The sequence below is a fragment of the Streptomyces prunicolor genome (assembly GCF_045162825.1).
Classification (GTDB): domain Bacteria; phylum Actinomycetota; class Actinomycetes; order Streptomycetales; family Streptomycetaceae; genus Streptomyces; species Streptomyces prunicolor.
In genome coordinates this window covers 7,686,754-7,710,775 of record NZ_CP108676.1, presented here as the reverse complement: position 1 = coordinate 7,710,775, position 24,022 = coordinate 7,686,754, and the positions used below count along the sequence as shown (strand labels likewise).

At 68.8% G+C, this 24,022-nt stretch carries 21 protein-coding genes; 10 read left to right on the top strand and 11 right to left on the bottom strand.

Annotation, left to right across the window (positions count from 1 at the left end; translation table 11 throughout):
- Window positions 1–8: 8 nt before the first annotated feature.
- Window positions 9–3,140: an NACHT domain-containing protein gene (locus OG588_RS35550; protein ID WP_405950821.1), complete on the top strand. Its 3,132-nt coding sequence runs from the start codon at window positions 9–11 to the stop codon at window positions 3,138–3,140.
- A gap of 66 nt (window positions 3,141–3,206) precedes the next feature.
- On the opposite strand, the gene OG588_RS35545 is transcribed toward OG588_RS35550, so the two are convergent.
- Window positions 3,207–3,398, bottom strand: a complete 192-nt coding sequence (locus OG588_RS35545; RefSeq protein WP_078652542.1) for an acyl-CoA carboxylase subunit epsilon — start codon at window positions 3,396–3,398, stop codon at window positions 3,207–3,209.
- Window positions 3,399–3,454: 56 nt separating this feature from the next.
- Window positions 3,455–5,038 carry an acyl-CoA carboxylase subunit beta gene (locus OG588_RS35540; RefSeq protein ID WP_405950820.1) on the bottom strand — a complete coding sequence of 528 codons (1,584 nt, stop codon included), beginning with the start codon at window positions 5,036–5,038 and terminating at the stop codon, window positions 3,455–3,457.
- Between the two features lie 443 nt (window positions 5,039–5,481).
- Between OG588_RS35540 and OG588_RS35535 the strand changes: the two genes are divergently transcribed.
- Entirely contained in the window at window positions 5,482–6,093 is a 612-nt protein-coding gene (locus tag OG588_RS35535) for a YceI family protein (RefSeq protein WP_405950819.1), read from the top strand.
- A gap of 9 nt (window positions 6,094–6,102) precedes the next feature.
- Here the strand turns inward: OG588_RS35535 and OG588_RS35530 are convergent, their stop codons facing one another.
- The 3 genes from OG588_RS35530 to OG588_RS35520 all read right to left on the bottom strand — a co-directional run bounded on the left by OG588_RS35530 (window position 6,103) and on the right by OG588_RS35520 (window position 9,485).
- Window positions 6,103–7,173 (bottom strand): DNA glycosylase AlkZ-like family protein, encoded by a 1,071-nt coding sequence (locus OG588_RS35530; RefSeq protein WP_405950818.1) that lies wholly within the window; start codon window positions 7,171–7,173, stop codon window positions 6,103–6,105.
- Entirely contained in the window at window positions 7,166–7,909 is a 744-nt protein-coding gene (locus tag OG588_RS35525) for a DUF6461 domain-containing protein (RefSeq protein ID WP_405950817.1), read from the bottom strand. Before OG588_RS35525 ends, OG588_RS35530 begins: the two co-directional genes overlap by 8 nt.
- 127 nt (window positions 7,910–8,036) lie before the next feature.
- Complete coding sequence (locus OG588_RS35520; protein WP_405950816.1) at window positions 8,037–9,485, bottom strand: ATP-binding protein; 1,449 nt, start codon at window positions 9,483–9,485, stop codon at window positions 8,037–8,039.
- 182 nt (window positions 9,486–9,667) lie between these two features.
- Here OG588_RS35520 and OG588_RS35515 point away from each other — a divergent pair, with 182 nt between their 5' ends.
- Window positions 9,668–11,944: a tetratricopeptide repeat protein gene (locus OG588_RS35515; protein WP_405950815.1), complete on the top strand. Its 2,277-nt coding sequence runs from the start codon at window positions 9,668–9,670 to the stop codon at window positions 11,942–11,944.
- Here OG588_RS35515 and OG588_RS35510 read toward each other — a convergent pair.
- On the bottom strand, window positions 11,935–12,354 hold the full coding sequence (locus tag OG588_RS35510; protein ID WP_405950814.1) for an ATP-binding protein: 420 nt from the start codon (window positions 12,352–12,354) through the stop codon (window positions 11,935–11,937). The genes OG588_RS35515 and OG588_RS35510 overlap by 10 nt on opposite strands.
- A gap of 112 nt (window positions 12,355–12,466) precedes the next feature.
- Here OG588_RS35510 and OG588_RS35505 point away from each other — a divergent pair, with 112 nt between their 5' ends.
- Both OG588_RS35505 and OG588_RS35500 read left to right on the top strand, forming a co-directional pair.
- Window positions 12,467–13,288, top strand: coding sequence for a helix-turn-helix domain-containing protein (locus tag OG588_RS35505; protein WP_405950813.1), 822 nt, complete (start codon window positions 12,467–12,469; stop codon window positions 13,286–13,288).
- Complete coding sequence (locus tag OG588_RS35500; RefSeq protein WP_405950812.1) at window positions 13,285–13,500, top strand: DUF397 domain-containing protein; 216 nt, start codon at window positions 13,285–13,287, stop codon at window positions 13,498–13,500. Before OG588_RS35505 ends, OG588_RS35500 begins: the two co-directional genes overlap by 4 nt.
- On the opposite strand, the gene OG588_RS35495 is transcribed toward OG588_RS35500, so the two are convergent.
- Genes OG588_RS35495 through OG588_RS35485 form a run of 3 tightly spaced genes read right to left on the bottom strand, consistent with a single transcriptional unit; the run spans window position 13,481 to window position 16,754 of the window.
- Entirely contained in the window at window positions 13,481–14,251 is a 771-nt protein-coding gene (locus OG588_RS35495; RefSeq protein WP_405950811.1) for an ABC transporter permease, read from the bottom strand. The genes OG588_RS35500 and OG588_RS35495 overlap by 20 nt on opposite strands.
- On the bottom strand, window positions 14,248–15,780 hold the full coding sequence (locus OG588_RS35490; RefSeq protein ID WP_405950810.1) for a hypothetical protein: 1,533 nt from the start codon (window positions 15,778–15,780) through the stop codon (window positions 14,248–14,250). Before OG588_RS35490 ends, OG588_RS35495 begins: the two co-directional genes overlap by 4 nt.
- Window positions 15,777–16,754, bottom strand: a complete 978-nt coding sequence (locus tag OG588_RS35485; protein WP_405950809.1) for an ABC transporter ATP-binding protein — start codon at window positions 16,752–16,754, stop codon at window positions 15,777–15,779. The genes OG588_RS35490 and OG588_RS35485 overlap by 4 nt, the downstream gene beginning before the upstream one ends.
- 107 nt (window positions 16,755–16,861) lie before the next feature.
- Here OG588_RS35485 and OG588_RS35480 point away from each other — a divergent pair, with 107 nt between their 5' ends.
- From OG588_RS35480 to OG588_RS35470, 3 genes are all read left to right on the top strand, one after another.
- Entirely contained in the window at window positions 16,862–18,016 is a 1,155-nt protein-coding gene (locus OG588_RS35480; RefSeq protein WP_405953291.1) for a sensor histidine kinase, read from the top strand.
- Window positions 18,013–18,675: a response regulator gene (locus OG588_RS35475; RefSeq protein WP_405950808.1), complete on the top strand. Its 663-nt coding sequence runs from the start codon at window positions 18,013–18,015 to the stop codon at window positions 18,673–18,675. The genes OG588_RS35480 and OG588_RS35475 overlap by 4 nt, the downstream gene beginning before the upstream one ends.
- Before the next feature lie 152 nt (window positions 18,676–18,827).
- Window positions 18,828–19,613 carry a S1 family peptidase gene (locus OG588_RS35470; RefSeq protein WP_405953290.1) on the top strand — a complete coding sequence of 262 codons (786 nt, stop codon included), beginning with the start codon at window positions 18,828–18,830 and terminating at the stop codon, window positions 19,611–19,613.
- 80 nt (window positions 19,614–19,693) lie between these two features.
- On the opposite strand, the gene OG588_RS35465 is transcribed toward OG588_RS35470, so the two are convergent.
- Complete coding sequence (locus OG588_RS35465) at window positions 19,694–21,067, bottom strand: hypothetical protein (RefSeq protein WP_405950807.1); 1,374 nt, start codon at window positions 21,065–21,067, stop codon at window positions 19,694–19,696.
- Window positions 21,068–21,106: 39 nt separating this feature from the next.
- Window positions 21,107–22,093, bottom strand: a complete 987-nt coding sequence (locus OG588_RS35460; protein ID WP_405953289.1) for an endonuclease/exonuclease/phosphatase family protein — start codon at window positions 22,091–22,093, stop codon at window positions 21,107–21,109.
- A gap of 116 nt (window positions 22,094–22,209) precedes the next feature.
- Here OG588_RS35460 and OG588_RS35455 point away from each other — a divergent pair, with 116 nt between their 5' ends.
- Both OG588_RS35455 and OG588_RS35450 read left to right on the top strand, forming a co-directional pair.
- Window positions 22,210–22,914 carry a response regulator transcription factor gene (locus OG588_RS35455; protein ID WP_405950806.1) on the top strand — a complete coding sequence of 235 codons (705 nt, stop codon included), beginning with the start codon at window positions 22,210–22,212 and terminating at the stop codon, window positions 22,912–22,914.
- 10 nt (window positions 22,915–22,924) lie between these two features.
- The gene (locus tag OG588_RS35450) at window positions 22,925–23,998 is read left to right on the top strand and encodes a sensor histidine kinase (protein ID WP_405950805.1); all 1,074 of its coding nucleotides are present in this window, start codon (window positions 22,925–22,927) and stop codon (window positions 23,996–23,998) included.
- Window positions 23,999–24,022: the final 24 nt, after the last annotated feature.

Here is a 24,022-nt window from a genome sequence, read left to right as displayed (position 1 = left end):
CTGCCACAATGAACGCTCTTCGGTTCGGCAAGGGGGGCGCGATGAGCGCGGAGGCGGCTGCACTACGTCTGGGGACGACCGTGGTGAAGGCGGCGGCGCAGACCTGGCTGGGGGGCAAGCGGCAGGAGCAGGAGCGCCGGCTGCCGATGGACGATCTCATACGACGACGGGTGCCGGGCCTGCGCCAATCGCGCAGCGTCCAGCGGCAGTTCGAGGAGATGGCCGACACGGTGGCCGCGCGGCTGGAGCCGTTCCTGGCCCAGGAGTTCCGCGGGCTGGACGAGAGCGGCCGGGAAGCGGCACTCAACGGGGTGTGCGACACGTTCGCGCGCGCCGACCTGTCCGACGAGGCGATCCTGGCGGCGGATGCGCAACCCGCCGAACTGATCCGCCGCATCACGGCATCGGTGAGCGCACCGGTCGGCCTGAGCGAGCCCGAGACACGGCTGTATGAACTCCTCTTCAGCGAGTGCTGCGAGTACTACATCAGCATCGTGCGGACCCTGCCGGTCTTCGAGGAACGGACGCTGACCGAACTCCTGACCCGCACCAGCTCCTTGAGCGACGGAGTCACCCGCGTCCTCGAACGCCTCCCCGACCGCTCTCTGTTCGCCCCGGACGGCACCGACCAGGACCAGGAATTCCGCCGCTGGTACATGGAGTTGGTCAGCAACAGCCTCGACGAGGTGGAACTGTTCCGCCGCACGTCCGACCGCGCCGCCGCGCAGGTACGGCTGTCGGTGGCCTACGTCAGCCTGCGCGCCACCGGGGACGACGGGACCCGCCGCCGCGCCGCCGTCCGCGCGCTGCCGCTCAGGCCGGATCTGAGCGGCTGGGAGGAGTCCGGGACGGAGAGTTCCGGGATGCGGGTGGAGTCGGCGCTCGGCGGGGCGTCCAGGGTGCTCCTGCGCGGCGAGGCGGGCTCCGGCAAGACCACGCTGCTGCGCTGGCTGGCGATCACGGCGGCGAGGGGCGCCTTCACCGCTGAACTCGCCGACTGGAACGGTCTGACGCCGGTCTTCGTGAAGCTCCGTGAGTACAGCGGCCGTCAACTCCCCAAGCGGCCCGAGGAGTTGCTGGACGGTGTCGCCGGGAACATCACCGGGATCATGCCCAGGGGGTGGGTGGAACGCCAACTGCGGGACAACAAGGTCCTGTTGCTGGTGGATGGAGTGGACGAGCTACTCGGCTCGGAACGGCGGTCGGTGCGTGACTGGCTGCGCAAGCTGCTAGGGGCGTACGGCGGCATACGGGTGGTCGTGACCTCGCGTCCGACCGCCGCCGGGGCGGACTGGCTGCGCCGGGAGGACTTCACAGCCCTACACCTGGACCGGATGACCCCGCCGGACCTGGCCGCGTTCGTACGGCAGTGGCACGAGGCGGTCCGGGATTTGGGGGACGAACTTCCGTGCGGTGTCGACGAGTTGCCGCGCTACGAGCAATCTCTCTTGAACAGCCTCAAGGATCGTGCGCATCTCCAGTCCCTGGCGGGGACGCCGTTGCTGGCCGCCATGCTCTGTGCGATGCACCTGAACAGGGGCAGCCAACTCCCCCGTGACCGCATGGAGTTGTACCGCAACGCGCTCCATACTCTGGTCCACGAACGCGACGCCGACCGGAACGTGCCGAGCGCGCAGGGCAGCAAGCTGAGTCTCGGTGACAAGCTGGTGGTGCTACGGGATCTTGCCTGGCGCCTGTCGGACAACAACCGCAGCGAGATTGCCTTAGACCAGGCCGCCGTCCATGTCGCCTCCAAGCTCTCGGCGATGCGGCACCTAGAGGTACAGGACGGTCACCGGGTCCTCGAACAGCTGCGGGACCGGTCCGGCATCCTCCGCTCCCCGGTCGAGGGCCGCCTCGACTTCGTCCACCGGACCTTCCAGGAGTACCTGGCCGCCGACGAGGCCTCGAAGGAGGACCGGATCGGCAACCTGGTCGGGCGGGCCCACCTGGACCTGTGGCGCGAGACGATCATCATGGTCGCTGGGCACGCCACCACCCTGCAGTGTCGGGAGCTGTTGGACGGCATCCTCGACCGGGCGGAGGCGGAGCCCCGGCACGCACGGGCGCTGCGGCTGCTCGCGGCTTCATGCCAGGAGACGCTGCCGTCGGTCCCGGACGGGTTGGCGGGGCGGCTGGACAGGGCTATGTCGGCACTGCTTCCGGCTCGTCGGCAGACGGACCCGCCGGCTCTGGCGGCGGTGGGGCCGAGCCTGTTGCGGCGGTTACCGCGTTCGCTGGGTGAGTTGACGGAGAAGGCCGCGGTACAGACCGTACGGACTGTAGCGATGGTCGGCGGTGAGGAGGCACTGGCGTTGATGGTTGCGTACGCCGAGGATCGGCGCCGCCCCGTCGTCCAGGAAATCGTCGAGGCCTGGGCGTACTTCCACGCGGACGCCTACGGCGAGCAGGTACTGGCCGGGCTGCCGTTGGAGAGACACCTCGTGAGTCTCACGCACTCCCAGCAGTGGCGTGCGGCGACTCGGTTGAAGTCCATCACGGAGCTGTCGATCCAATACCCGCTCCCGACGCTCGCGGCCGTGGACCAGCTCCCTCCCGTGACGAGTCTGGCGGTCGAGAACCTCGATGGCTCCGGAGACCTCTCAGTGCTGACGGCTCACCCACAGCTGCAGTTGTTCTCAGTCTTGGGGCGCGGAAAGCTGCACGGGCTCGAATCCGTGGAGAACTTGCGGAACCTCGTCTACCTTGGGCTCGGCCACGGGGGCACGACCGACCTCGACAGCCTGCGTCTTGGGTTGATGACGTCCTGGCTGAGCCTCTATGAGCTGAGCGAGACCAGCGAACTGACCGCTTTGCGCTACTTCCCCAATGTCAGAAGCCTTCTTCTGTCGGCCACGAGCACATGTACGCCGCGTGGCCTGAGCAGTGTCTCCGCCATCCCCGGGCTCCATGACCTCAGCCTCAGCGACCTGCACTTGCTGGAGTGGCTGACAGCCCGTGAACCCCTTCCGGCCGAATTGCGGACACTCATGCTGTATGACTGCGTCGTGCCCGGGGACTCCGGTGCCTACCGCGACCTCAGTTCCCTCCACTCGCTGCACATCAGGTCCTGCCGGTTTCCCGACGGCACCCCCATCACCACCCTCGACCTTCCGGTCAAGAACCTCTCCATCGGCTGACCCGCCAACGCCAACGGCCCCACCCTCCCGAAGAAGAGTGGGGCCGCCGTGAACGCGCTAAAAGCCTCAGTGCCAGCTGTGCGGGGCGCGGAAGCCACCCTCGCGCTCAAGCCGACGCCAGCCGGCCTTGGGCAACGGACGGTGAGCCGGAGCCTCGGCAGGCGCGGCCGCCGCGCGAGCCAGCAGGATCGCCGTGATGGCGGCGACTTCCTCGGGCTCGGCGTGGCCCTTCTCGACGCGAATGTCAGGGGTGCTCATAGGTTCAGTCTCCGTGGCTGAGGTTTCCGCACGGGTAGCGCGGAGGGTCCGCTGGGTTACTGCGGGGGGTTGCCGTGCTTGCGCGAGGGCAGGTCCGCGTGCTTGGTGTGCAGCATCGCGAGGGAGCTGATGAGTACTTCGCGGGTCTCGGCGGGGTCGATGACGTCGTCGACGAGTCCGCGCTCAGCCGCGTAATACGGGTGCATCAGCTCGGACTTGTACTCCTTGACCATGCGCGTCCGCATCGCCTCGGGGTCCTCGGCGTCGGCGATCTGGCGGCGGAAGATGACGTTGGCGGCACCTTCGGCGCCCATCACGGCGATCTCGTTGGTGGGCCAGGCGTAGGTGAGGTCGGCGCCGATGGACTGGCTGTCCATGACGATGTAGGCACCTCCGTACGCCTTGCGCAGGATGAGCGAAATCCTCGGCACGGTGGCGTTGCAGTACGCGTAGAGCAGCTTCGCTCCGTGCCGGATGATTCCGCCGTGCTCCTGGTCCACGCCGGGAAGGAATCCCGGAACGTCCAGGAACGTAACGATCGGAATGTTAAAAGCGTCACACATCTGGACAAAGCGCGCAGCTTTTTCGCTGGCCTCGATGTCCAGGACGCCCGCGAGGGTCTGCGGCTGGTTGGCGACGATGCCGACGACCCGGCCATCCAGGCGGGCGAGCGCGCAGATGATGTTGCGGGCCCAGCGCTCGTGGACCTCCAGGTAGTCGCCGTCGTCGACGATCTCCTCGATGACCTTGGTCATGTCGTACGGCCGGTTGCCGTCGGCCGGGACCAGGTCGAGCAGGATGTCCGAGCGGCGGTCGGCCTCGTCGCTCGACTCCGCGCGGGGCGGGTTCTCGCGGTTGTTCTGCGGGAGCATCGACAGGAGGTAGCGCACCTCGGCGAGGCAGGTCTCCTCGTCGTCGTAGGCGAAGTGGCAGACGCCGCTCGTCTCGGCGTGCACGTCCGCGCCGCCCAGGCCGTTCTGGGTGATCTCCTCGCCCGTCACCGCCTTGACCACGTCCGGGCCGGTGATGAACATCTGCGAAGTCTCGCGGACCATGAAGACAAAGTCCGTGAGGGCGGGGCTGTACGCCGCACCGCCCGCGCACGGGCCGAGCATCACGCTGATCTGCGGGATGACGCCGGACGCCTTGGTGTTGCGCTGGAAGATGCCGCCGTAACCGGCGAGCGCGGAGACGCCCTCCTGGATACGGGCGCCCGCGCCGTCGTTCAACGACACCAGCGGCGCACCGGCCGCGATGGCCATGTCCATGATCTTGTGGATCTTCGTGGCGTGGGCCTCGCCCAGCGCGCCGCCGAAGATCCGGAAGTCGTGCGCGTAGACGAAGACCGTGCGGCCCTCGACCGTGCCCCAGCCGGTGATGACACCGTCGGTGTACGGCTTCTTCGCCTCCAGACCGAAGCCCACGGCGCGGTGCCGGCGCAACTGCTCGACCTCACGGAAGGATCCGGGGTCGAGGAGCAGGTCGATGCGCTCCCGGCCGGTCAGCTTCCCCTTGGCGTGCTGCGCCTCGGTCGCCTTCTCGCTCGGGCCGGCCAGTGCCTGCGCACGGATCTCGTGCAGCTCGGCCACTCGCCCGCGCGCGTCCGTCGGCTCACCCGGCGCCTCATCCAAAACGGTCATGTACTGACCCTACGAAGGACACCAAGGAAAGGGCGCCGTTGACTCTGCACAGTCTCCGGCCCGTTTTCCTGGTACCCCTGAACAGAACCTCGGCGCCATGCAGCCGTTCCGACTGCTCAAGGGGCTTACCCGTTGTAGGAGTCACACAAAGGCGTCAGCTGAGAGCCACCTCACATTCATGTGCGGCGGATGCCATCCCTGGAGTGATTCACGAGCGATTCCCGAGTGGTTCACGAGGCGGCTCCCGCGTTGCCGGGGCCGCCGGGAGGGCGTACTCGTAGTAGTTGGAGCAACGCGCTGCGGATGATGTTGAAAATTGAATGGAATAGGTCTACGGTCCTTCGTGTTGGCATCGTTGAACGTTCAACAGATTCATCCCTGCACCACTTTGCACCACCCCGCACAACCCCCCGCACCACTCCCGTCCCCTTTAGGAGCACGTCATGGGCATCTTCGGCCGCAAGAGCGACGAGACCGACGCCACCACCTCGGCACCCACCGCCGTCAACCCCGACCTGGCCGCGCTGACCGGCGACTACACCATCGACCCGTCGCACACCACGCTCGGCTTCACCGCCCGGCACGCGATGGTCACCAACGTCAAGGGCAAGTTCCTCGACTTCACCGGCACGCTGCACCTGGACGGCTCGGACCCGGCCAAGTCGACCGCGTCCCTCGACGTCAAGATGGACAGCATCGACACCGGTTCCCCGGACCGTGACGGTCACCTCAAGAGCGCGGACTTCTTCAAGACGGACGAGTTCCCGACGATGACCTTCCGCTCCACCTCGGCCGAAGCCCTCGGCGGCGACGACTACCGCATCACCGGTGACCTGGAGATCCTCGGCACCACCAAGCCGCTCACCATCGACCTGGAGTTCAACGGCGCGGCGAAGGACCCGTTCGGCAACGAGCGCGTCGGCTTCGAGGGCAAGGCCGAGATCCTGCGCTCCGACTTCGGCCTCACCTGGAACGCCGCGCTGGAGACCGGTGGCGTCCTCGTCTCCGAGAAGATCAAGCTGAACTTCGACATCTCGGCGATCAAGAGCGCCTGAGGTCGAGGTTCAAGAACGCCTGAGGCCGAGCCAGACCGCGAGATCCTCGATCTCGGCCTCCACGGCATCGGCGATGCTCCTGCTGAACTCCACGTCCTGATGGACGGCGTTCACCAGGAGCACGCCGGCCTTGCGGTCCGCGACGGCGTCGAGCTTCCCGACGAGCTGGTCGCCGTAGAGGATCGGCAGGGCGAAGTAACCCCAGCGGCGCTTCTCGGCCGGTTTGTACATCTCCAACTGGTAGTCGTAGCCGAAGAGTTCGGTGGTGCGCTTCCGGTCGTGAATCAGCCGGTCGAAGGGCGACAGCAGTGCCGCCCGCCCGGTGAACTCCCTTTTCAGGTACGTCGGATCGACGCGCCACTGCCCCTTCACCCCTTCTACGACGGCCGGTTCGCCGACCGCGCCGACGACGGCGGGTTCGACCGGGAGGGCGGTGCCGGTGGCGCGGGCGATACCGAGAGCGCGCAGCCGTCGTTCGTCGCGGAGCCTGCGCGCTTCGTCGAGTGGTACGGCGGGTTCGTCCGGGTAGACACGTGCGGCCAGGTCCCACAACCGCTCCCGTCCCGCGCGCCCCGCGATGGCGACTTCCCCCCGCAACACCATCAGCTCCAGGAGCTGGCTGACGTTGCGGTTGTGCGTCCAGCCGGACGACTGCCACGGCACCGCGCAGGTGTCGGGCAACTCCCTTGAGGTGAGCGGCCCTTGACCGTCGAGCCGGTCGAGGATGTCGCGACGGCAGGCGTCGTTGGCGGCGACCCACTCCCGGTAGTGCTTCGATTTCTTCTCCCATACGGCCATGTCGGCGCGGTACAGCGCCAGGTCCTCGCTCGGGCGGATCATCGCGCGGAGTTCGAGGAGGCTGCGGTTCGCGAGCGCGGCGGTGAGGTCTTCCCGCGCGTACGACGAACCCAGGCGACTCCAGGCGACCAGGTCGGCGTTGGGCGCGATCGCGGCCGTGGGGTCGATCTGGAGGAGCGTCAACTGGCGTACGACCGCATGGAGTTCGGTGGGTCGGTCGGCGTCGAGGAGTTGGGCCTGGACGGCGATGCGGCGGGCTTGGGGGCGGGTCAGTTCATGCACCGTTCGTACTCCTTTCGTACTCCTTGCGCAGGCCGGCCGGGACCAGGCGTGGGTGGGTGTCGGGCAGGGGTCTGCCCTTGGCCGCGGCCCACGCGGAGATCTCTTCGAAGTCGGGGGCAGGTGAGCCCATGACCGCGTACACCGGGAGGGGGTCCTCGGCGAGTGCGGAGCGGGGCAGGGAGAGACCGAAGCGTTCCTCCAGGACGGCCAGGCCGAGGCGCTCGCGTTCTTCGAAGTCATCGATGTCGGGATCACGGTAGGTCTCTCCGTCCGAGTGCAGGATTCCGGCGGCCACGAAGTCGGGCAGGAGTAGGTCGGGTTCGTGCCCGTAGCGGCGGCTCTCCTCGCAGAGCCCGAATCCGCAGACGGTGCGGCCGTCGCGCGCGTACATGACGATGGTGGGCGGGTGCTCCGAGTTGTGGTGGTAATAGACGGCTTCCACGCCGTCCCGCGATACCTCCCCCAGCCGGTCGAGGTAGGGGCCGTAGGTGATGGCGAACGCCCAGCCGGCGTCCTCGCCGACGCGGACCACGGCGCTGCCCGGCCTGCGGTCGGGGTAGGCGTCGACGTCGAGATAAGCCACCTCGAGGTCGGTCATCGGTTCCGCCCTTGCCCCGGGCGGTGCGCCGAGGCGGAGGGCCAGTTCCTCGGCGCCGATGCCGCGGGCGAAGTGGACGTCCAGCATCCACCCGGAGCTCGACGTTTCGCCCACCAGCCACTGGATGCCGTCCCCCACGTGCCGCCCCTTTCAGCAACCAACAGACGCCCTGCCTGTGTCTGTTGACCCTAGGACGCACCACTGACATCTCAGTCGTCCGTCGGCCTGTCCTGGCTCCTGGCGTCGGCTCTGGGCGAGCGGCGTTTCACTCACCCCGGTACAGACGCTCCAGGTCCACCAGTACGACCTCTCCCCGGTCCTCCGCGGCTCGCAGTTCGTCGGTGAATCCGGCGCCGCTGTAGCAGGCGGGTCGGACGGCCGACGTGTCGACTCCACGTCCAGCAAGCAACGCGGCAGCATGACGCAACCGCTCCAGATGTCCCACGCCCATCACCTGATCCCACTTGGCCTCGCCAAGGGATAGCAGTACGCCGTTGTCCTGGCCCACCGCGCCTCGTACGACCACGTCGATCTCGTGGGCGGTGCGCTCCGCCTGGTCCGGAACGGTCCCGTACGAGACGTCGATCGGCATGCCGCCGAAGGTCTCGGGAGCGGCGAAGTGGGCGACCCACTCGCGGCAGATCTGCTCGAAGTGCGGTCCTACGACGCCGGAAAGGAACCGGGGCCGGGAACTCGCCCAGACCTGATCCGCCAACCCTCTGTCCAGCAAAGGGAGTTTGGGCCGGGAGATGGCGTGGTCGAAGGCGATCAGCGGTTCGCCGACGCGGTAGACACTCCGGTTTCGGCGGAAGGCGTCAGTCTCCTTGCGGACGAGTCCGCAGTCCTGAAGGACCGTGAGGGGGTGGGTGATGTCGCTGGTGGGCCGCTCCAGGCAACCGGCGATCCGGCCCGCCGTGGCGTTGCCGGAGGCGAGGGCCGCGAGCACGGAGTGGTACAAGGCCCGGTCCCGGAGGTCGGATTCGTCGGCCAGGAGGTAGCGGGCCTCGCGGTAGAGCGGAGAGCGGGGCGAGAGCGCGGTACGGCAGACCCAGGCATCGAAGTCGTCCAGGCCGGCCGGGACGTCGTCACGTACGAACTCCCTTCGGTAGGCGGGAGTTCCGCCCACGACGCTGTGCACGAGGAGTGCGAGCCGGGGGTCTTCTTCGATGCCCCAGAACTCCGCCGCCTGCCGGAAGTCCAGTGGCTGTACGACGAGTTCGAGACCGGCGCGGCCCCGCAGGGGCGAAGTGCCGCTGAGCAGCTTGCCCATGAAGGACAGGGAACTGCCGCAGAGGAGGAGGCGGGTGCGGGACTCCAGCCGTTCGGGGCGGCGGGGGCCGTAGGCGACCTGCACGATGGAGGGAAGAGAGGGCGTGGCCCTGGCGAGGTACGGGAACTCGTCGATGACCACGGGGACAGGTCGGTCCTTGCCAAGGGCGAGCAGTGCGTCGACGGCCTGTTCCCAGCGGTCGAAGCGCATGGGGGCGATGCTGCCGGTGTACTGGCCGAGTTCCTCACCGAAGCGGCGCAGCGACTCCGCCTCCGTCGCCTCGTACGCACAGAAGTAGAACCCTCCGGCGGCCCGGGCGAGGGAGTCGAGCAGAAAGGACTTGCCTTGCCGGCGCCGCCCGGACACCACGGCCATGGTGGCCTCCGGCCCCTCGTCGGCCGCGAAGGCGGTGAGTTCGCTCCATTCCCAGTCGCGGGCGAACATGTCTGGAGGTTTCGGGAGGTTGAGAAGAGGGCGGGAGTAGGGGCCGGGCATGAGCGCCTCCAGGCAGAATCTTAGGGAAGTACGTTTCCCGGAAATACGCTTCCCTTAACGAGGATCTGGGATCTCGGTCACGGCGGCTGCAACGCCGACGGCTCCGACCTTTCTGCGGGCACTATGGATGGGTGCAGCAGTGGGCGGTGCTGCGTGGGGACGAGTGGTGGGCGGGGCCAGTGGGCGACGGGGATCACATCGACATGCGGGGCAGTACGTTCTACGGGCCCGTGACGGGGAAGTCGGAGTCCTCGCGTGCGGCCCCCTCCCCCACCGCGTTGTCGGCGCTGCCTGCCGCGCCCGCCGTCTTCACCGGGCGTGAGGACGAGGTGGCCGAGTTGTTGGGTGCCCTTGATCCGGGGGTCGGTGGTGGTTCCGAGTCCGTCGTCATTTCCGCCGTCTCGGGGTTGGGTGGGGTCGGAAAGACCGCGCTGGCGTTGTGTGTTGCGCATGCGGCGCGGGGGCGGGGGTGGTTCGCCGGGGGTGCGTTGTTCGTCGATCTGCGGGGGTACGACGACGTTCCGGTGACTGCGGATCAGGCGGTGCTGGCGTTGTTGCGGGCGCTGGGGGTGGGGGATGCGGATCTGCCGCCTACGGCTGATGAGCAGTACGCGCGGTATCGGGCCGAACTGAGTTCCCGTGAACCGGTGTTGATCGTTCTGGACAACGCGTCCGATCCTGCCCAGATCGCTCCCCTGTTGCCGGGAGAGGGCGGCGGGCATCGGGTTCTCGTGACGTCCCGGGAGGTCCAGGACTCGCTTCCGGTACGGCAGTTCAGGGTGGACGGGCTGACGCCGGACGCGTCGCGGGACCTGATCGACCGGTCGCTACGGCAGTACGAACCCGGGGACCGTCGGGTTACGGATGAGCCGGAGGCTGTACGACAACTCGCCGAGCTGTGCGGGCACTTGCCGCTTGCCCTGCTGATCGTCTCGGCGTTGCTACGGCGGCGTCGGCAGCGGCCGGTTTCCACGCTGGTCGGTGAGTTGCGGGTGGCCGAGGATCGGGTACAGGCGTTGCGAGCGAAGGGGGTTGATCAGTACGGCAAGGAACTGAGTCTGCGGCCCGTGTTCGACGTGATGTATGCGCGGATGGAACCTGAACTCGCCCGGGTTTTCCGGCTGTTGGGGCAGGCACCGGGGGACAGTATCGAGCTCAAGGTCGCGGGCACCCTGACCTGGCTGGAGCGGGAGCGCCTGGAACCATTCCTTGACGAACTGGCAGCAGTCTCGCTCCTCACGCCGCTCCCGGGCGGTGGGCGCTGGGTGATGCATGACCTCGTACGAGTCTACGCCCGGCTCGTCGCCGTCGAGGATCCCGGGGTGCATGAGGATGTAGCCCAGGCCCGGAGGAGGTTGCTGAAGTTCTACGTCAAACTGCTCGCATCCGCCAAGACTCACGTCGAGGGGATCGCTGAAGAGGAACCCCAGAATTACTTCAACACACGCGAACGTGCCGTGGCATGGCTCGATTCCGAGCGTACTGGACTGCTGGAGATCTGCCACTGGACCGACGGCGATGACAAGGGACGGCCCGACTCTCTACTGATCGCCCTGTACCTGGATAGCTACCTCTTACTTCGCCGTGCCTTCGACGACTGGGCCACCGTGACAAAGGCCGCGTATGAGGCCGCCTGCCGAGTCCACGACTCCTGGGCCGAGGCCAGGACGTCGGATGCTCACGGCCTAGCCCTGTTCCTTCTGCGTCGGTTCGAGGAGGCCGAGACCGCCCACCGCCGAGCCCTGCGGTTGTCCGAGGACTCCGGCGACGCCGAGGTACAGACCATGGCATGGGACCACATCGGAATCACGCTGGTGGCACTCAGGCGGTACGACGACGCGATCGACGCCCACACCCGCAGCGCGCGGATCGCCGCCAAGGCGGGTCTGGTCCGGCACGCATCCAATGCACGCGTGAATCTCGGCGCTGCCCTAGGTTCGGCGGGTCGCATGGAAGAGGCACAAGACGCCTTCGAAGAAGCCCTGGCCGTCCACGTGGAACTCGGCGACAAGAGAGGCGAGATAGCGGCCCGTGACGGTCTTGGCACCATCCTTTTTAAGCTGGGCCGACATGAGGAAGCCGTCACCGCCTTCGTCCATGCTCTGGGGCTCTGCGCCGAATCCGGCGACTGGCACCGCCGGGCCAACATCTGGAACAACCTGGGGCGGACCTGGAGGAAGTTGGGGTTGCATGACGAGGCACTCGGAGCCCACATCCGGGCATTGAACTGGTACGTCTTTTTCCGCGACCGTCTTGGAGAGACCTCGGCCCGGGCCAACATACGCGCCGCGCTTCTCCAGCTCGACCGCACCAAGGATGCACAATCAGTCAGGCGCCAAGCGCTGGATCTGTACCGGAAGTTCGGCGACGATCCCAACATCACCGAGCTCCCGAACACTCACCCATGACCCACCGCAAACTCACACCACACCACCTTCCCTGGCGCCCGCTCCCCCACCCCCCACTTGTCCGCAAGCATGGAGACCAGCATCAGGCCGCGGCCGCCCTCCGCGTGGAGATCCCGGTACTGGGTCCTGACCTCGCGGCGTGGGCCGGTGCCGCTGTCGTGGACCTCTACACGGAGGACTCCGTCGAGGTGGACGCAGAGGCGGAGGGCGAGGCCCCGGCCGGGTGGTACGCCGTGGAGGATCGCGTTTGTTGCCAACTCGCTTACGCAGAGCAGCACTTCGTCGGCCCGGTCGGTGATCTCCCAGTCCGCGAGGGTGTTCCGAGTGAACTCGCGGGCCAGGGCTACTGATCTGCGGTCGCGTCGGTAGAAGGCCTCGCGGGTGTGGCTTTGGTGGAGTTGTTCGTTCATGGGACCACTGTCACAAACCGTCACTATCGTGGGGCAGTGAGTGAGGTCGTATTTGTTTTCTCTACGACCTCACTACGACGACTTCGGGTGTGCGCGGGGGAAAGGGACACGCATGCAATCGGCGAAGAGGCCCAAGAAGGTCGGTACTTGGCAGGCGGTCGGAGGGCTGGTCGCCCATTACCGGAGGCAGGCCGGGTTCACACAGGAGCAGTTCGCGGAGACCGCGAACCTGCACGTTGACACCATCAGGTCCATCGAGCAAGGGCGGCTTGCGCTGCAGGACCGTCGGGCCATGGAGTTCGATGAACTGCTGCACACCGGTGGGGCGTTGTTCGCCCTCGTCGACAAGTTGCCGGTGCAGGAGCGGATGCCCTCGTTCGCACAAGGGCTCGTCGACAACGAGCAGGAGGCCATCGCCATCCTGTCGTACGAGAACATGGTCGTGCCCGGTCTGCTTCAGACCGAGGCGTACGCCCGCTGCGTCTTCGAGTCTCGGCATCCAGCGGTCGAGGACGAGACGGCCGACCAGTGGGTGGCCAACCGGATGCAACGGCAGGAGATCTGGACGCGCGATCGGCCTCCGGTGGGCCACTTCATCATCGAGGAGAGCGTCCTGCGGCGGAACGTCGGCGGCCCGGAGGTCATGCGGGACCAGATCCGCAAGTTGATCGCGGCCAACGAACCCGTGCACATGGGTGTGCAGATCATGCCGATGGACCGGATGCCCCACGCGTCCCTCGGCGGTCCCCTGGTACTGCTGGAGACCCCGCACCACGAGCGCCTCGCCTACCTGGAAGTTCAGCGCGCCAGCTTCCTCGTCGAGGACCCGGAAGAGGTGAGTAACTACCACCTGAAATATGGAATGCTGCGGTCACAGGCGCTTTCTCCCTCCGAGAGCATGCGCCTCCTGGAGCGACTGCTAGGAGAGCAATGAACACCGCAGCACGGCAGCACGACCGCTCTGGCGACCTGGCCTGGTTCAAGTCCAGCTACAGCAGCAGCGAAGGCGGCAACTGCCTCGAAGTCGCCGCCCACCCCGCCGCCATCCACATCCGTGACTCCAAGGTCCCCGCCGGCGACATCCTCACCGTCTCACCCAGCACTTGGACAGAGTTCCTGAGCCGGGTCACGCATCCCGCACCCTGAACGCCGCTCCCCCCACCACCAACAGCCCCACCGCATACGCCGCCAGCACCCCCAGCCCCGCCCACGGACCGATCGCCAACCCCGTCAGGTTCTTCGTCGCCTGGATGGACAGGCCCGCCGGCATGGGGGCCCAGCGTTGCAAATGGTGTTGCCAGGTCGGGGAGTTGATGACGTGGGACAGGACCGGGACGACATAGAGAACGCCCAGGCCCAGGGTGATCGCGCCGCCCGTGTCGCGGAGCAGGGTCGCCAGGGACAGGCCCAGGAGCGTCACCAGGACGAGGATCAGGATCGAGCCGCCCGCCGCGCGGAACATCGCGCCGTCCACCGGCGGCGGGGCCGGAAAGATCAGGCGGGCCAGGCCCAGGGCGGACAGCACCGCCAGCACCCCCGCAGCCGACGTCAGCAGTGACAAGGTCACCGCCTTCGACGCGAGCACCCGCCATCTCCCCGGCATCGCCGTCAGCGTCGTGCGGATCGTGCCCGTGCCGTACTCCGCGCCGATCGACAGCGCGCCCAGGACCAGGCACACCGCCTGGCTCAACTGGACGCCGGTGAGCGCCAGTTTGACCGTGTCCTCGTGGCAGGCCGTCGGTGTCGGGCATACGCGGGTCGTGAGCGACGAGGCCGCCGCCGCGCCCATCGCCGCCGTCAGGGCGACCGTTGCCGCCAGGAGCCACCAAGTACTGGGCAGCGTGCGGAGCTTGGTCCACTCGGCATGGAGAGCGTGCAGAGAACCTCGCCACCTCACGCGTCCCGCCTCCTTACCGTCCAGGCCGCCAGCAGGAGCGCCGCCGCCGCGTACGCCACCAGGACCGCCAGGCCGTTGTACGGGGACAGGGGGTAACAGCCGCTCTCCGGGAGGCAGTTGTGCTGGACCTGGGGGTAGTACGTCACGCCCTGCTGGACGGCGAAGGCTGCCGCCGGTGTGACCCGTAGGAGCCATTGCGCGACGGGGAGCGGGAGGGCGAAGGACAGGATCTGCGGGAGGATCACCAGGACCACCACCGTGGCGATCGCGCCGGCGCTGTTGCGCAGGACCACCCCTACGGCCAGCGCCAGGACCGCCACCAGGGACAGGAGTACCGCGCTGCCCACCACCGCCCTCAGGGCCGGGTTCTCCAGGAGGGAGAGGTCGGGGAACTCCGGGGGCTTGAAGCCGTTCGAGCGCAGGGTCTTCTGGGCCAGGGTGAAGCCGATTGCCGTAGCCAGCAGGCCTGTTGTGAAGGTGATCGCCGCTATCACCGTCGTCTTCGCCGCCAGCACCTTCAGGCGGGACGGGGTCGCCGTGAACGTCGTACGGATCAGGCCCCGTTTGTATTCGGTCGTCACGAAGAGCGTGCCCAGGGCGACCATGAAGAGGAGGCCCATGAAGACTCCCTGGAAGCTCATCTGGACCGTGTCGGGGCTGTTCTCGTCGGGGGCGATGTCTCCCTGGCCGGTGAGGGTGTAGGTGCCGGTCGCGGTCACCGTCGTCGTACCCGGTCGGCTGTTCGGGCCGTCCGCAGTCGGGGCGCCGATGTCCGTGGCCGTCCAGCCGCTGTCCGTCGACTTGCCCTGGAAGGTGAGACGGTCGAAGGTGCCGGTGGCCTGGCCGCTGCCCGCCACCTCGCTCGTACCGCCGAAGGAGCGGTGCACGATCTCGTGGACGGGAGCCGCCAGGAACAGCCCCACCTGAACCGTCCCCCGCAGCCCCCCACCAACTCCCACCTCCCCAAGCGGGGTCCATTTCTCACCGTCTACCGACGCATAGCCGGTTAGTTTTCCCCCCAGCCTTTTCAGCCTGAGCCACTGCGGCGCCTTCGCCAGGTCGCTGCTCGGGCCCGCCGTGTCGTGGGTGAAGTTCCACTGCATACGGACGCCGTGGGCGGGCGTCGCCATCACCGCCACGTACGGCGAGCCCTGCTTCAGGCTCGACTTGACCATGATCCCGGCCTTCGTCCAGGGCCCAAGTCCCTTGCCGGAGGCGTCCTTCAGGCCGGTGACCCGCGCCGTGATCGTGCCGTCGCCGGTCAGCGTGCGGTGGGTGAAGCGGAAGGAGTCGTTGACCACCTCGCCGCCCGGGCCGAGGACGACCGGAGGGCCGCCGCCGGTGGTGGAGCCGCTCGCGCCCATCTGGGAGATCACGACCGTGACCACGGCCGCCACCGCCAGCACCAGCAGCCAGGCCCTGACCGTCCAGAACTTCGTCCACTCCGCGCGCAGCAGACGGCCGAAGCCGGCCCGGGTGGGGTGGAGGGCCGAGCGGTACGGCGGGACGGTTTTCGTGGGAGTCGTCATCGGGTCACCTCGTCCGCGTCCGAGGCGGGCGTGGACGTGGACGTGAACTCGACCGCGTTCCGGGTGAGTTCCATATACGCCTCCTCCAATGTCGCCCTATGCGCGCCCACTTCGGCGAAGGGGACGCGGGACGCGGCGAGCAGCTCCACGATCCGTTCGGCGGGCAGGCCAGTGACCGTGAGGGTGTCCCGGTCGATGACGGCGACCGTGCCGCCCTCCCTCGCCAGCAGTTCCATCGCTTCTGTACGACTGCTCGTGCGCAGCCGTACCCGGTCGCCGGAGGCCGCCGTAAGGAGGTCGGCCACCGCCGTGTCGGCGATCAGGCGGCCCCGGCCGATGACGACCAAATGGTCGGCGGTGTCTTCGAGTTCGCTCATCAGGTGGCTGGAGACGAGGATCGCGCGGCCCTCCGAGGCCAGGTGGCGCAGGAGGGTGCGGATCCACTGGATGCCTTCTGGATCAAGGCCGTTGACCGGTTCGTCGAGCAGCAGGACCGGTGGGTCGCCGAGCAACGCGGCTGCTATGCCCAGGCGTTGGCGCATCCCGAGGGAGTAGCCACCCGCCCGTCTCCGGGACGCCTGCTCCATGCCGACCTGTTCGAGGACCTCGTCCACGCGACGCATCGGCAGGCCGTGCGAGTGGGCCAGCCAGCGGAGGTGGTCGCGGCCCCGGCGGCTGGGGTGCAGGGCGGCGGCGTCCAGGAGCGCGCCGACCTCCAACAGCGGGGTGCGCAGGGCGTGGTAGGGACGGCCGCCGATCAACGCCTGTCCTCCGTCGGGGGCGTCCAGCCCCAGAACAGTGCGCATGGTGGTGGACTTCCCCGCCCCGTTGGGTCCGACGAAGCCGGTCACCGTGCCGGGCTCGACCCTGAAGGACAGTCCGTCGACCGCGAGCGTCCGCCCGAACCGCTTGCGCAGATCGCGGACTTCGATGGTCGCTTCGGTTGCATCGGTTGCGCCGGTTGCGTGGCTCATGGTGAGGGAGGCTAAGGGCGGCCGGTGCGGTGCGTCGTCACGCCCGGGAGGTCCCTCGCGCGGGGGACGCCGGGCCGGACGGGGGTCGGCACAATGAGGGGGTGGCTGTGGAGAGAAGCGGGCCGGGGAATCTCGTCGCCTCTGGTGTCCTGGGTGTTCTCGCGCTCTCCGAAATGCTGCTGCGCAGCACCGACTTGGGCGCTGGGTTCGCCGTCCTCCTGCTGCTCACCCTCGCTTCCACCCTGCCCCTCGCCCTCGTACTGGGGTCCGGTGGCCCCGCGCGCAGCGGTACCGCTGTCGCCGTCAGTACGGCCTGCGTGCTGTCCCTCGTGCCCTTCGGCATCCTCACCGTCGGCGGGGTCGTGGCCCAACTGGTGTGCGTCTACGTGCTGGGCCGCGCCGGAGCCACCCGCCTCGGCGGACTGCTCGTCCTGCCCTACGTCGTGATCGCCCTCGGCAGTCAGGAAGAACCGACCCGGATCGTCGCCGTCCTCGTCGCGACCCTCGCCTCCGCCGCCGCGGCCACCGGCATCGCCCACCACGTACGCAGCACGGCACAGGCGCACAGCGCGACGGAACAGGCCTTCGCGGACACCCTCCTCGAACATGCCGCCCGGGGTGAACGGGCTCGTATCGCACGGGAGTTGCACGATGTCGTCGCGCATCACATCTCGATGATCGCCGTCCAGGCGGAGACCGCCCGCCTCACCACCCCGGGGCTCCCGGCCGAGGGCGCCACCCGCCTGCTCGCCATCGGCGACACGGCGCGCACCGCCCTGACCGAGATGCGGCGGCTGTTGGGCGTGCTGCGGGAGGACGCCGACACGGGGGTCCAACGCCGCCCCCAGCCCGGCCTCGCCCAACTCATCGACCTGGTCGACGAGTCACGCGACGCGGCCGGCTCCCGCACCCGCCTCATCGTCAGCGGGCCCGTCGCCGCGCTCGACCCCGGCATCGAGGTCACGGCGTACCGGATCGTCCAGGAAGCCCTCACCAACGCCCGCCGACACGCGCCGGGTGCCGCCGTGGACGTAGAACTCCGTTACGGGGACGGGGACTTGGCGGTGCGCGTGCGTGACAACGGCCCGGGGTCCACCGGCCCGGGATCCGCCGCCGCCCTCTCCGGTCACGGTCTGCTCGGGATGCGCGAGCGTGCCGCGACGGTCGGCGGGACACTGCGCACCGGGCCCGCTCCCGGCGGCGGTTTCCTGGTCGAGGCGCGGCTTCCCGTCAAGCCGGAGGAAGAGGCGGCGCTGTCGTGAACATCCGTATCGTCGTCGCCGACGACCACGAGATCGTCCGGTTCGGATACGCCGGACTCCTCGCCACCCAGGCCGACTTCACGGTCGTCGGCACGGCCCGCGACGGCGCCGAGGCGGTCCGCGTCTGCCGCGAGGAGTCACCGGACGTGGTGCTGATGGACGTACGAATGCCGGTCATGGACGGCATCGAGGCCACCGCGCGGCTCCAGAACTGCCCTGAGGTACCAAGGGTGTTGGTGCTGACCACCTTCGACCTCGACGAGCATGTCTACGACGCGCTGACCGCGGGGGCGAGCGGGTTCCTGCTCAAGGACGTGACCGCCGAGCGGCTCTTCGACGCGGTGCGGGTCGTGGCGGCCGGTGAGGCGTTGCTCGCACCCGGGATCACCCGGCGGCTGATCGCCGAGTTCGCCCGCCAACGGCCCCGAACCGGCCCCGCGCGCACCGCACTTGACGCCCTCACCCCACGCGAGACCGACGTCCTGCGGCTGCTGGCCCAGGGCCTGTCCAACCCGGAGCTGGCCGCCCGCCTGCACGTCGGCGAGGAGACCGTGAAGACCCACGTCAGTCGCATTCTGTCGAAGCTGGGGCTGCGGGATCGTACACAGGCCGTGGTGATGGCCTACGAGACGGGACTCGTCGTGCCGAGGACCGGCTGACCGATGGCTGAAACACACCCCTTGTGCGGACGTTCACAGGGTTCCCATAATCCATCAACAGATTTGACCAGCCCATGTCAGAAATTGAGCATTTCTTTGATGCTCTCGATTGACATGTGCGCGTCATTGCCACCCCCACGGAAGGCATCACGTTGAAGAAGCTCCTCACCGCCCTCAAGAGATGCGCGGCCGTCGGCGCCGCCGCTCTCGCGATCGCCAGCCTTCAGCCCGTCTCGGCCGCACAGGCCGCCCCCACGCCCGTCGTCGGCGGAACCACCGCCACGCAGGGCGAGTTCCCGTTCATGGTCCGGCTCTCGATGGGCTGTGGTGGTGCGCTCTACACCCCGCAGATCGTGCTGACCGCCGCGCACTGTGTGAGCGGGACCGGCGCCAACACCAGCATCACCGCCACCGCGGGTGTGGTGGACCTGCAGTCCACCACCGGGCGGGTCCAGGTCAAGTCGACGTACGTGTACCGGGCGCCGGGGTACAACGGCAACGGCAAGGACTGGGCGCTCATCAAGCTCGCCTCGCCCATCACCACCGTGCCGACGCTGAAGATCGCCACGACCACGCAGTACAACACCGGGACCTTCACCATCGCCGGGTGGGGTTCGGCCAGTGAGGGCGGGGCCCAGCAGCGGTATCTGCGCAAGGCCACCGTGCCGTTCGTCAGTGACGCCACCTGCCGGACCTACAGCGGGTACAGCGGGCTCGTCGCCAGTGACGAGATCTGTGCCGGGTACACGGCCGGTGGGGTCGACACCTGTCAGGGTGACTCCGGTGGTCCGATGTTCCGCCGGGACAGCGCCAACGCCTGGATCCAGGTCGGCATCGTCAGCTGGGGCATAGGGTGCGCCCGCGCGAACGCGCCCGGCGTGTACAGCGAGGTGTCCACGTTCGCCTCCGCGATCGCGTCGGCGGCGGCTTCGCTCTGACGTACGTCCTTCTTCCGCGGGTCCGGCGCCACATGCCACATGTGCGCCGGGCCCGTGTTTTCTCGCCCCCTACCGCTCCTTCAGAAACCGCCGCCGAAGTCCCCTCCACCGCCGCCGTCCCCGCCGCCTCCGAAGTCCCCTCCCCCGCCGCCGAAGCCTCCGCCGAAGTCGTCGGAGTCGAAGTTCGCGCCGGAGACGTCACCTCCGTCGTAGCCGCCGCTGCCGAAGTCGCCGTAGCCCGTGCCGTAGTCGGAGGCGTAGGACGGGGTGGACATCATGCTGCCGAGGACCGTGCCGACGAGGAGGCCGGGGAGGAGGCCGCCGCCGAAGTAGCCGCCTGCCCAGGGGCCGTAGGCCGGGCCGGCGTCCCAGTACGGGCGGCGGCCGTAGTCGGTGTCGACCTCGCGGATCATCGGGTCCCGGCCGTCCGCGAGGCGGGCCTGGTCGGCCGCGCAGACCGGGACCTCGCGGGGTGCGCCGCCGGACGGGGTCCAGGTGGCGTCGGCGACCGAGGGGCCGTGGCGGGGGTCGAAGAAGCAGGGGGCGCGGCGCTCGGGGAGCGGGCGGCCCTCGCGGCGGGCGGCGAGTTGGGCGAGCGAGAAACGGCCGTCCTCCAGAGCCTGGGTGACCGAGCGGACGTCCTCGGGTTTCGTGGCCGCCGCCATGTACGACTTCGCCTGTTCGTAGGCATCGAGGGCGCGTTCGTAGTCGGCGCGCATCGCGTCGTCGGCGCCGGGTTCGGCCGGGTGGAATTCGAGGCGGTCCAGTTCCTCGCCGAAGGCCGTGATGTCCTCGTCGACGACGACCCGCAGCTTGTCGAGCGCGGCGCGCTGCTCCTCCTCGCGGCGGCGACGGCCGCGGCGCACGAGGGTGTACGCCCCCGCGCCACCGGCCACCAGTACCCCGCCCGCGACGATCAGCGCCGTACCGGAGACTCCCCCGCCACCGTCCGACGAGCCGCCCCAGGACGCGGGCGCGGAGCCGCCCATGCTGGCGAGCGCGCGGTTCGTGAAGTCGGTGAGCTGGGTCTTCGCGTCCTCGCCCTGGACGCTGCTGACCAGGTTCTTCACGGCCGCGTTCGACAGCACCCGGGAGTCGGCGCGGGCGTCGAAACGGTCGCCGAGGCGGATCGCGTAGAGGCCGGTGATGCCGGTGGCGGTGCGGAGGTTGGTGAAGAGGTCCGCCGTCGGGTAGTCGGCGGGGAGGACCGCGACGAACACCGGCTTGTCGGCGTCCTTGATCCGCTTGGTCAGGGCATCCGCGTCCGCCGTGGACAGCTGGCCGTTCGCCGACGGGTCGACGTAGACCGGGCTCTTGCGCAGGGCGTCGCCGATCGTCGAGACGCCGGTGTCCGCGGCGGCCGGGGACGCCATGGTCAGGGCGGCGAGCAGCAGGGCCAGCAGCAGCCCCAGCGGTAGCCCCGGGAGGCTTCGGGTCCGGATCACGGCCTTCATGACTCGACGCTACCCGAGGTCGGTCCCTTTGGCCGGTGCTCACCAGCTGATCCGGGCCGCCACCGGCAGATGGTCACTGCCGGTCCCGGGCAACACCCATGCGCTCCGCGCCTCCACCCCCCGTACCAGAATCTGGTCGATGCGCGCGATCGGGAAGGACGCCGGCCAGGTGAAGCCGAAGCCGTTCCCTGCCGTTTCCTGGGCCGAGCTCAGGCGTGCGGTGAGGGTGTGGAAGGCGCGGTCGTCCGTGGTGCCGTTCAGGTCGCCGAGGAGTACCACCCGCTTGTTCGGCTCGGCGGCGACCGCCTTGCCCAGCGTGCGGGCGCCGAAGTCGCGCGAGTCCGTCCAGAAGCCGTCACTGGGCATCAACCGGACCGACCCGAGGTGCGCCACGTAGACCGCGAGCGGCCCGAGGTCCGTGGTCACCGTGGTGCGCAGTGCCCGGGTCGGTTCCTTCGGGGCGTCGGCCGGCTTGGTCTTCGCCAGCGGCCCGACATCACCCCGTACGACATTCACCGGCCGGGTGTCCGACAGCGGCAGCTTGCTCCACAGGCCGACCGTACCCCGCACCGCGTGGTACGGGTACGCCTTCGCCAACCCCTTCTCGTACGTGCCCATGGCCTGCGGGGTCAGCTCCTCCAGGGCCAGCAAGTCCGCGCCGGAGGCGGCGAGTTGGCGGGCGGTGCCGGTCGGGTCGGGGTTGTCGGCGCTGACGTTGTGGCTGGCCACGGTGAGGTCGCCGCCCGGGTGGGACTTGTCGACGAGCAGCCCGCCGAAGAGGCTCAGCCACACCGTGACCGGCAGCAGCAGGGCGACCGTCGCCGAGGCGGAGCGGCGCCATACCGCCCCGGCCAGCAGCACCGGGACGAACACGCCGAGCCACGGCAGGAGGTTCTCCACCAGGCTGCCGATGCCCGCGAAGGTCGGGACCTGGGCGTGCAGCAGCATGAGCAGACCCAGCAGCAGGGCCAGCACGGCGAACACCGGGCCGCGCTTCCAGGGGGCGAGGGGAATCCGGGGGATCATCACCACGTCAGCAAAGGCCGCCCGGTGTTGTCGGCGCGTATCGGGTTTTCGATACGCGGACGATAGGTGCCGACTTCTAGCATCAACGACATGTGTCGACTTCCAGCATCAAACGTATGCGTGTTCTGATCGTCGAGGACGAGCCCTATCTCGCGGAGGCCATCCGCGACGGTCTGCGTCTCGCGGCGATCGCGGCCGATATCGCCGGTGACGGCAACACCGCGCTGGAGCTGCTGAGCGTCAACAGGTACGACATCGCCGTCCTCGACCGCGATATCCCCGGTCCCTCCGGCGACGAGGTCGCGCGCCGTATCGTCGCCTCCGGGAGCGGTATGCCGATCCTCATGCTCACGGCCGCCGACCGTCTCGACGACAAGACCACCGGGTTCGAACTCGGCGCCGACGACTATCTGACGAAGCCCTTCGAACTCCAGGAACTCGCGCTCCGGCTCCGGGCGTTGGACCGCAGACGCGCCCACAACAGGCCGCCCGTACGGGAGTTGGCGGGCCTGCGGGTCGATCCGTTCCGCCGGGAGGTCTACCGGGACGGCCGCTATGTCGCGTTGACCAGGAAGCAGTTCGCGGTGCTCGACGTCCTCGTCGCCGCCGAGGGCGGTGTCGTCAGCGCGGAGGAACTCCTGGAGCGGGCCTGGGACGAGAACGCCGATCCGTTCACCAACGCCGTGCGCATCACCGTCTCGGCGCTGCGCAAGCGGCTCGGCGAGCCCTGGATCATCGCCACCGTGCCGGGTGTCGGCTATCGCATCGACGCGCGACCCGAGGCCGGAGACGACGGAGCCCACGGGGAAGACCGTGGATAGGGCACCCGGGTTGAGCGTCCGTCTCAAACTCACCCTCAGCTACGTCGGATTCCTCATGCTCGCCGGTGTCCTGCTGCTCGCCGCCGCGTGGTTGTTCCTGACGCGGGTGCCCCACATCGGGCTCATCATCCAGCCCGACTACACCCTGTCCGTGCTGCGCGCCTTCGCTCCGGTCGCCGCCGTCGCCCTGGGGTTCCTGCTGGTGTTCGGCCTGGTCGGAGGGTGGATCCTCGCCGGCCGCATGCTCGCCCCGCTGACCCGCATCACGGACGCCACCCGGATGGCCACGGACGGCTCGCTGTCCCACCGCATCCAACTGCCGGGCCGCAAGGACGAGTTCCGCGAACTCGCCGACGCCTTCGACGCGATGCTCGCCCGGCTCGAAGCCCACGTCGCCGAACAGCAGCGGTTCGCGGCCAACGCCTCCCACGAGCTGCGCACCCCGCTGGCGATCTCGAAGTCCCTGCTCGACCTGGCCCGCGCCGACCCGGACCACGACACCGGCCAGATCATCGACCGCCTGCACACCGTCAACACCCGGGCGATCGACGCCACCGAGGCCCTGCTCCTGCTCAGCCGCGCCAACCAGCGGTCCTTCACCCGCGCACCCGTCGACCTCTCCCTCCTTGCGGAAGAGGCCACCGAGACGCTCCTCCCGCTCGCCGAGAAACACGGCGTCACCGTCGAGACCGGCGGCGACATCACCCCCACGCACGGTTCGCAGACGCTTCTGCTCCAACTGACCACGAACCTCGTGCAGAACGCGATCGTCCACAACCTGCCCGAGCGGGGCACCGTGTGGGTGACCACCGCCGTCCGCGCCAGGACCGTCGTCCTCACGGTCGAGAACACCGGCGACCCGCTCACCGCCCACCAGGTCTCGACCCTCACCGAGCCGTTCCAGCGCGGCACCGAGCGCGTCCGTACCGACCACGAGGGAGTCGGCCTCGGCCTGGCGATCGTGAAGACCATCACCGGCGCACACGACGGCACCCTCACGCTGACCCCGCGCCCGGACGGTGGGCTCCGCGTCACGGTGGAACTGCCCGCCGACACCAACTCACCGCACCCCCCGCGCCGTTGAGGCCGCGGGGGGTGCGGTGAGTCA

Coding starts and splice junctions, on each gene's coding strand:
- OG588_RS35540 (WP_405950820.1), bottom strand. CDS start 5,038: ATGACCGTTTTGGATGAGGCGCCGGGTGAGCCGACGGACGCGCGCGGG.
- OG588_RS35465 (WP_405950807.1), bottom strand. CDS start 21,067: ATGAAGGCCGTGATCCGGACCCGAAGCCTCCCGGGGCTACCGCTGGGG.
- OG588_RS35550 (WP_405950821.1), top strand. CDS start 9: ATGAACGCTCTTCGGTTCGGCAAGGGGGGCGCGATGAGCGCGGAGGCG.
- OG588_RS35460 (WP_405953289.1), bottom strand. CDS start 22,093: ATGATCCCCCGGATTCCCCTCGCCCCCTGGAAGCGCGGCCCGGTGTTC.
- OG588_RS35505 (WP_405950813.1), top strand. CDS start 12,467: ATGCAATCGGCGAAGAGGCCCAAGAAGGTCGGTACTTGGCAGGCGGTC.
- OG588_RS35545 (WP_078652542.1), bottom strand. CDS start 3,398: ATGAGCACCCCTGACATTCGCGTCGAGAAGGGCCACGCCGAGCCCGAG.
- OG588_RS35510 (WP_405950814.1), bottom strand. CDS start 12,354: ATGAACGAACAACTCCACCAAAGCCACACCCGCGAGGCCTTCTACCGA.
- OG588_RS35455 (WP_405950806.1), top strand. CDS start 22,210: ATGCGTGTTCTGATCGTCGAGGACGAGCCCTATCTCGCGGAGGCCATC.
- OG588_RS35535 (WP_405950819.1), top strand. CDS start 5,482: ATGGGCATCTTCGGCCGCAAGAGCGACGAGACCGACGCCACCACCTCG.
- OG588_RS35520 (WP_405950816.1), bottom strand. CDS start 9,485: ATGTTCGCCCGCGACTGGGAATGGAGCGAACTCACCGCCTTCGCGGCC.
- OG588_RS35500 (WP_405950812.1), top strand. CDS start 13,285: ATGAACACCGCAGCACGGCAGCACGACCGCTCTGGCGACCTGGCCTGG.
- OG588_RS35485 (WP_405950809.1), bottom strand. CDS start 16,754: ATGAGCCACGCAACCGGCGCAACCGATGCAACCGAAGCGACCATCGAA.
- OG588_RS35490 (WP_405950810.1), bottom strand. CDS start 15,780: ATGACGACTCCCACGAAAACCGTCCCGCCGTACCGCTCGGCCCTCCAC.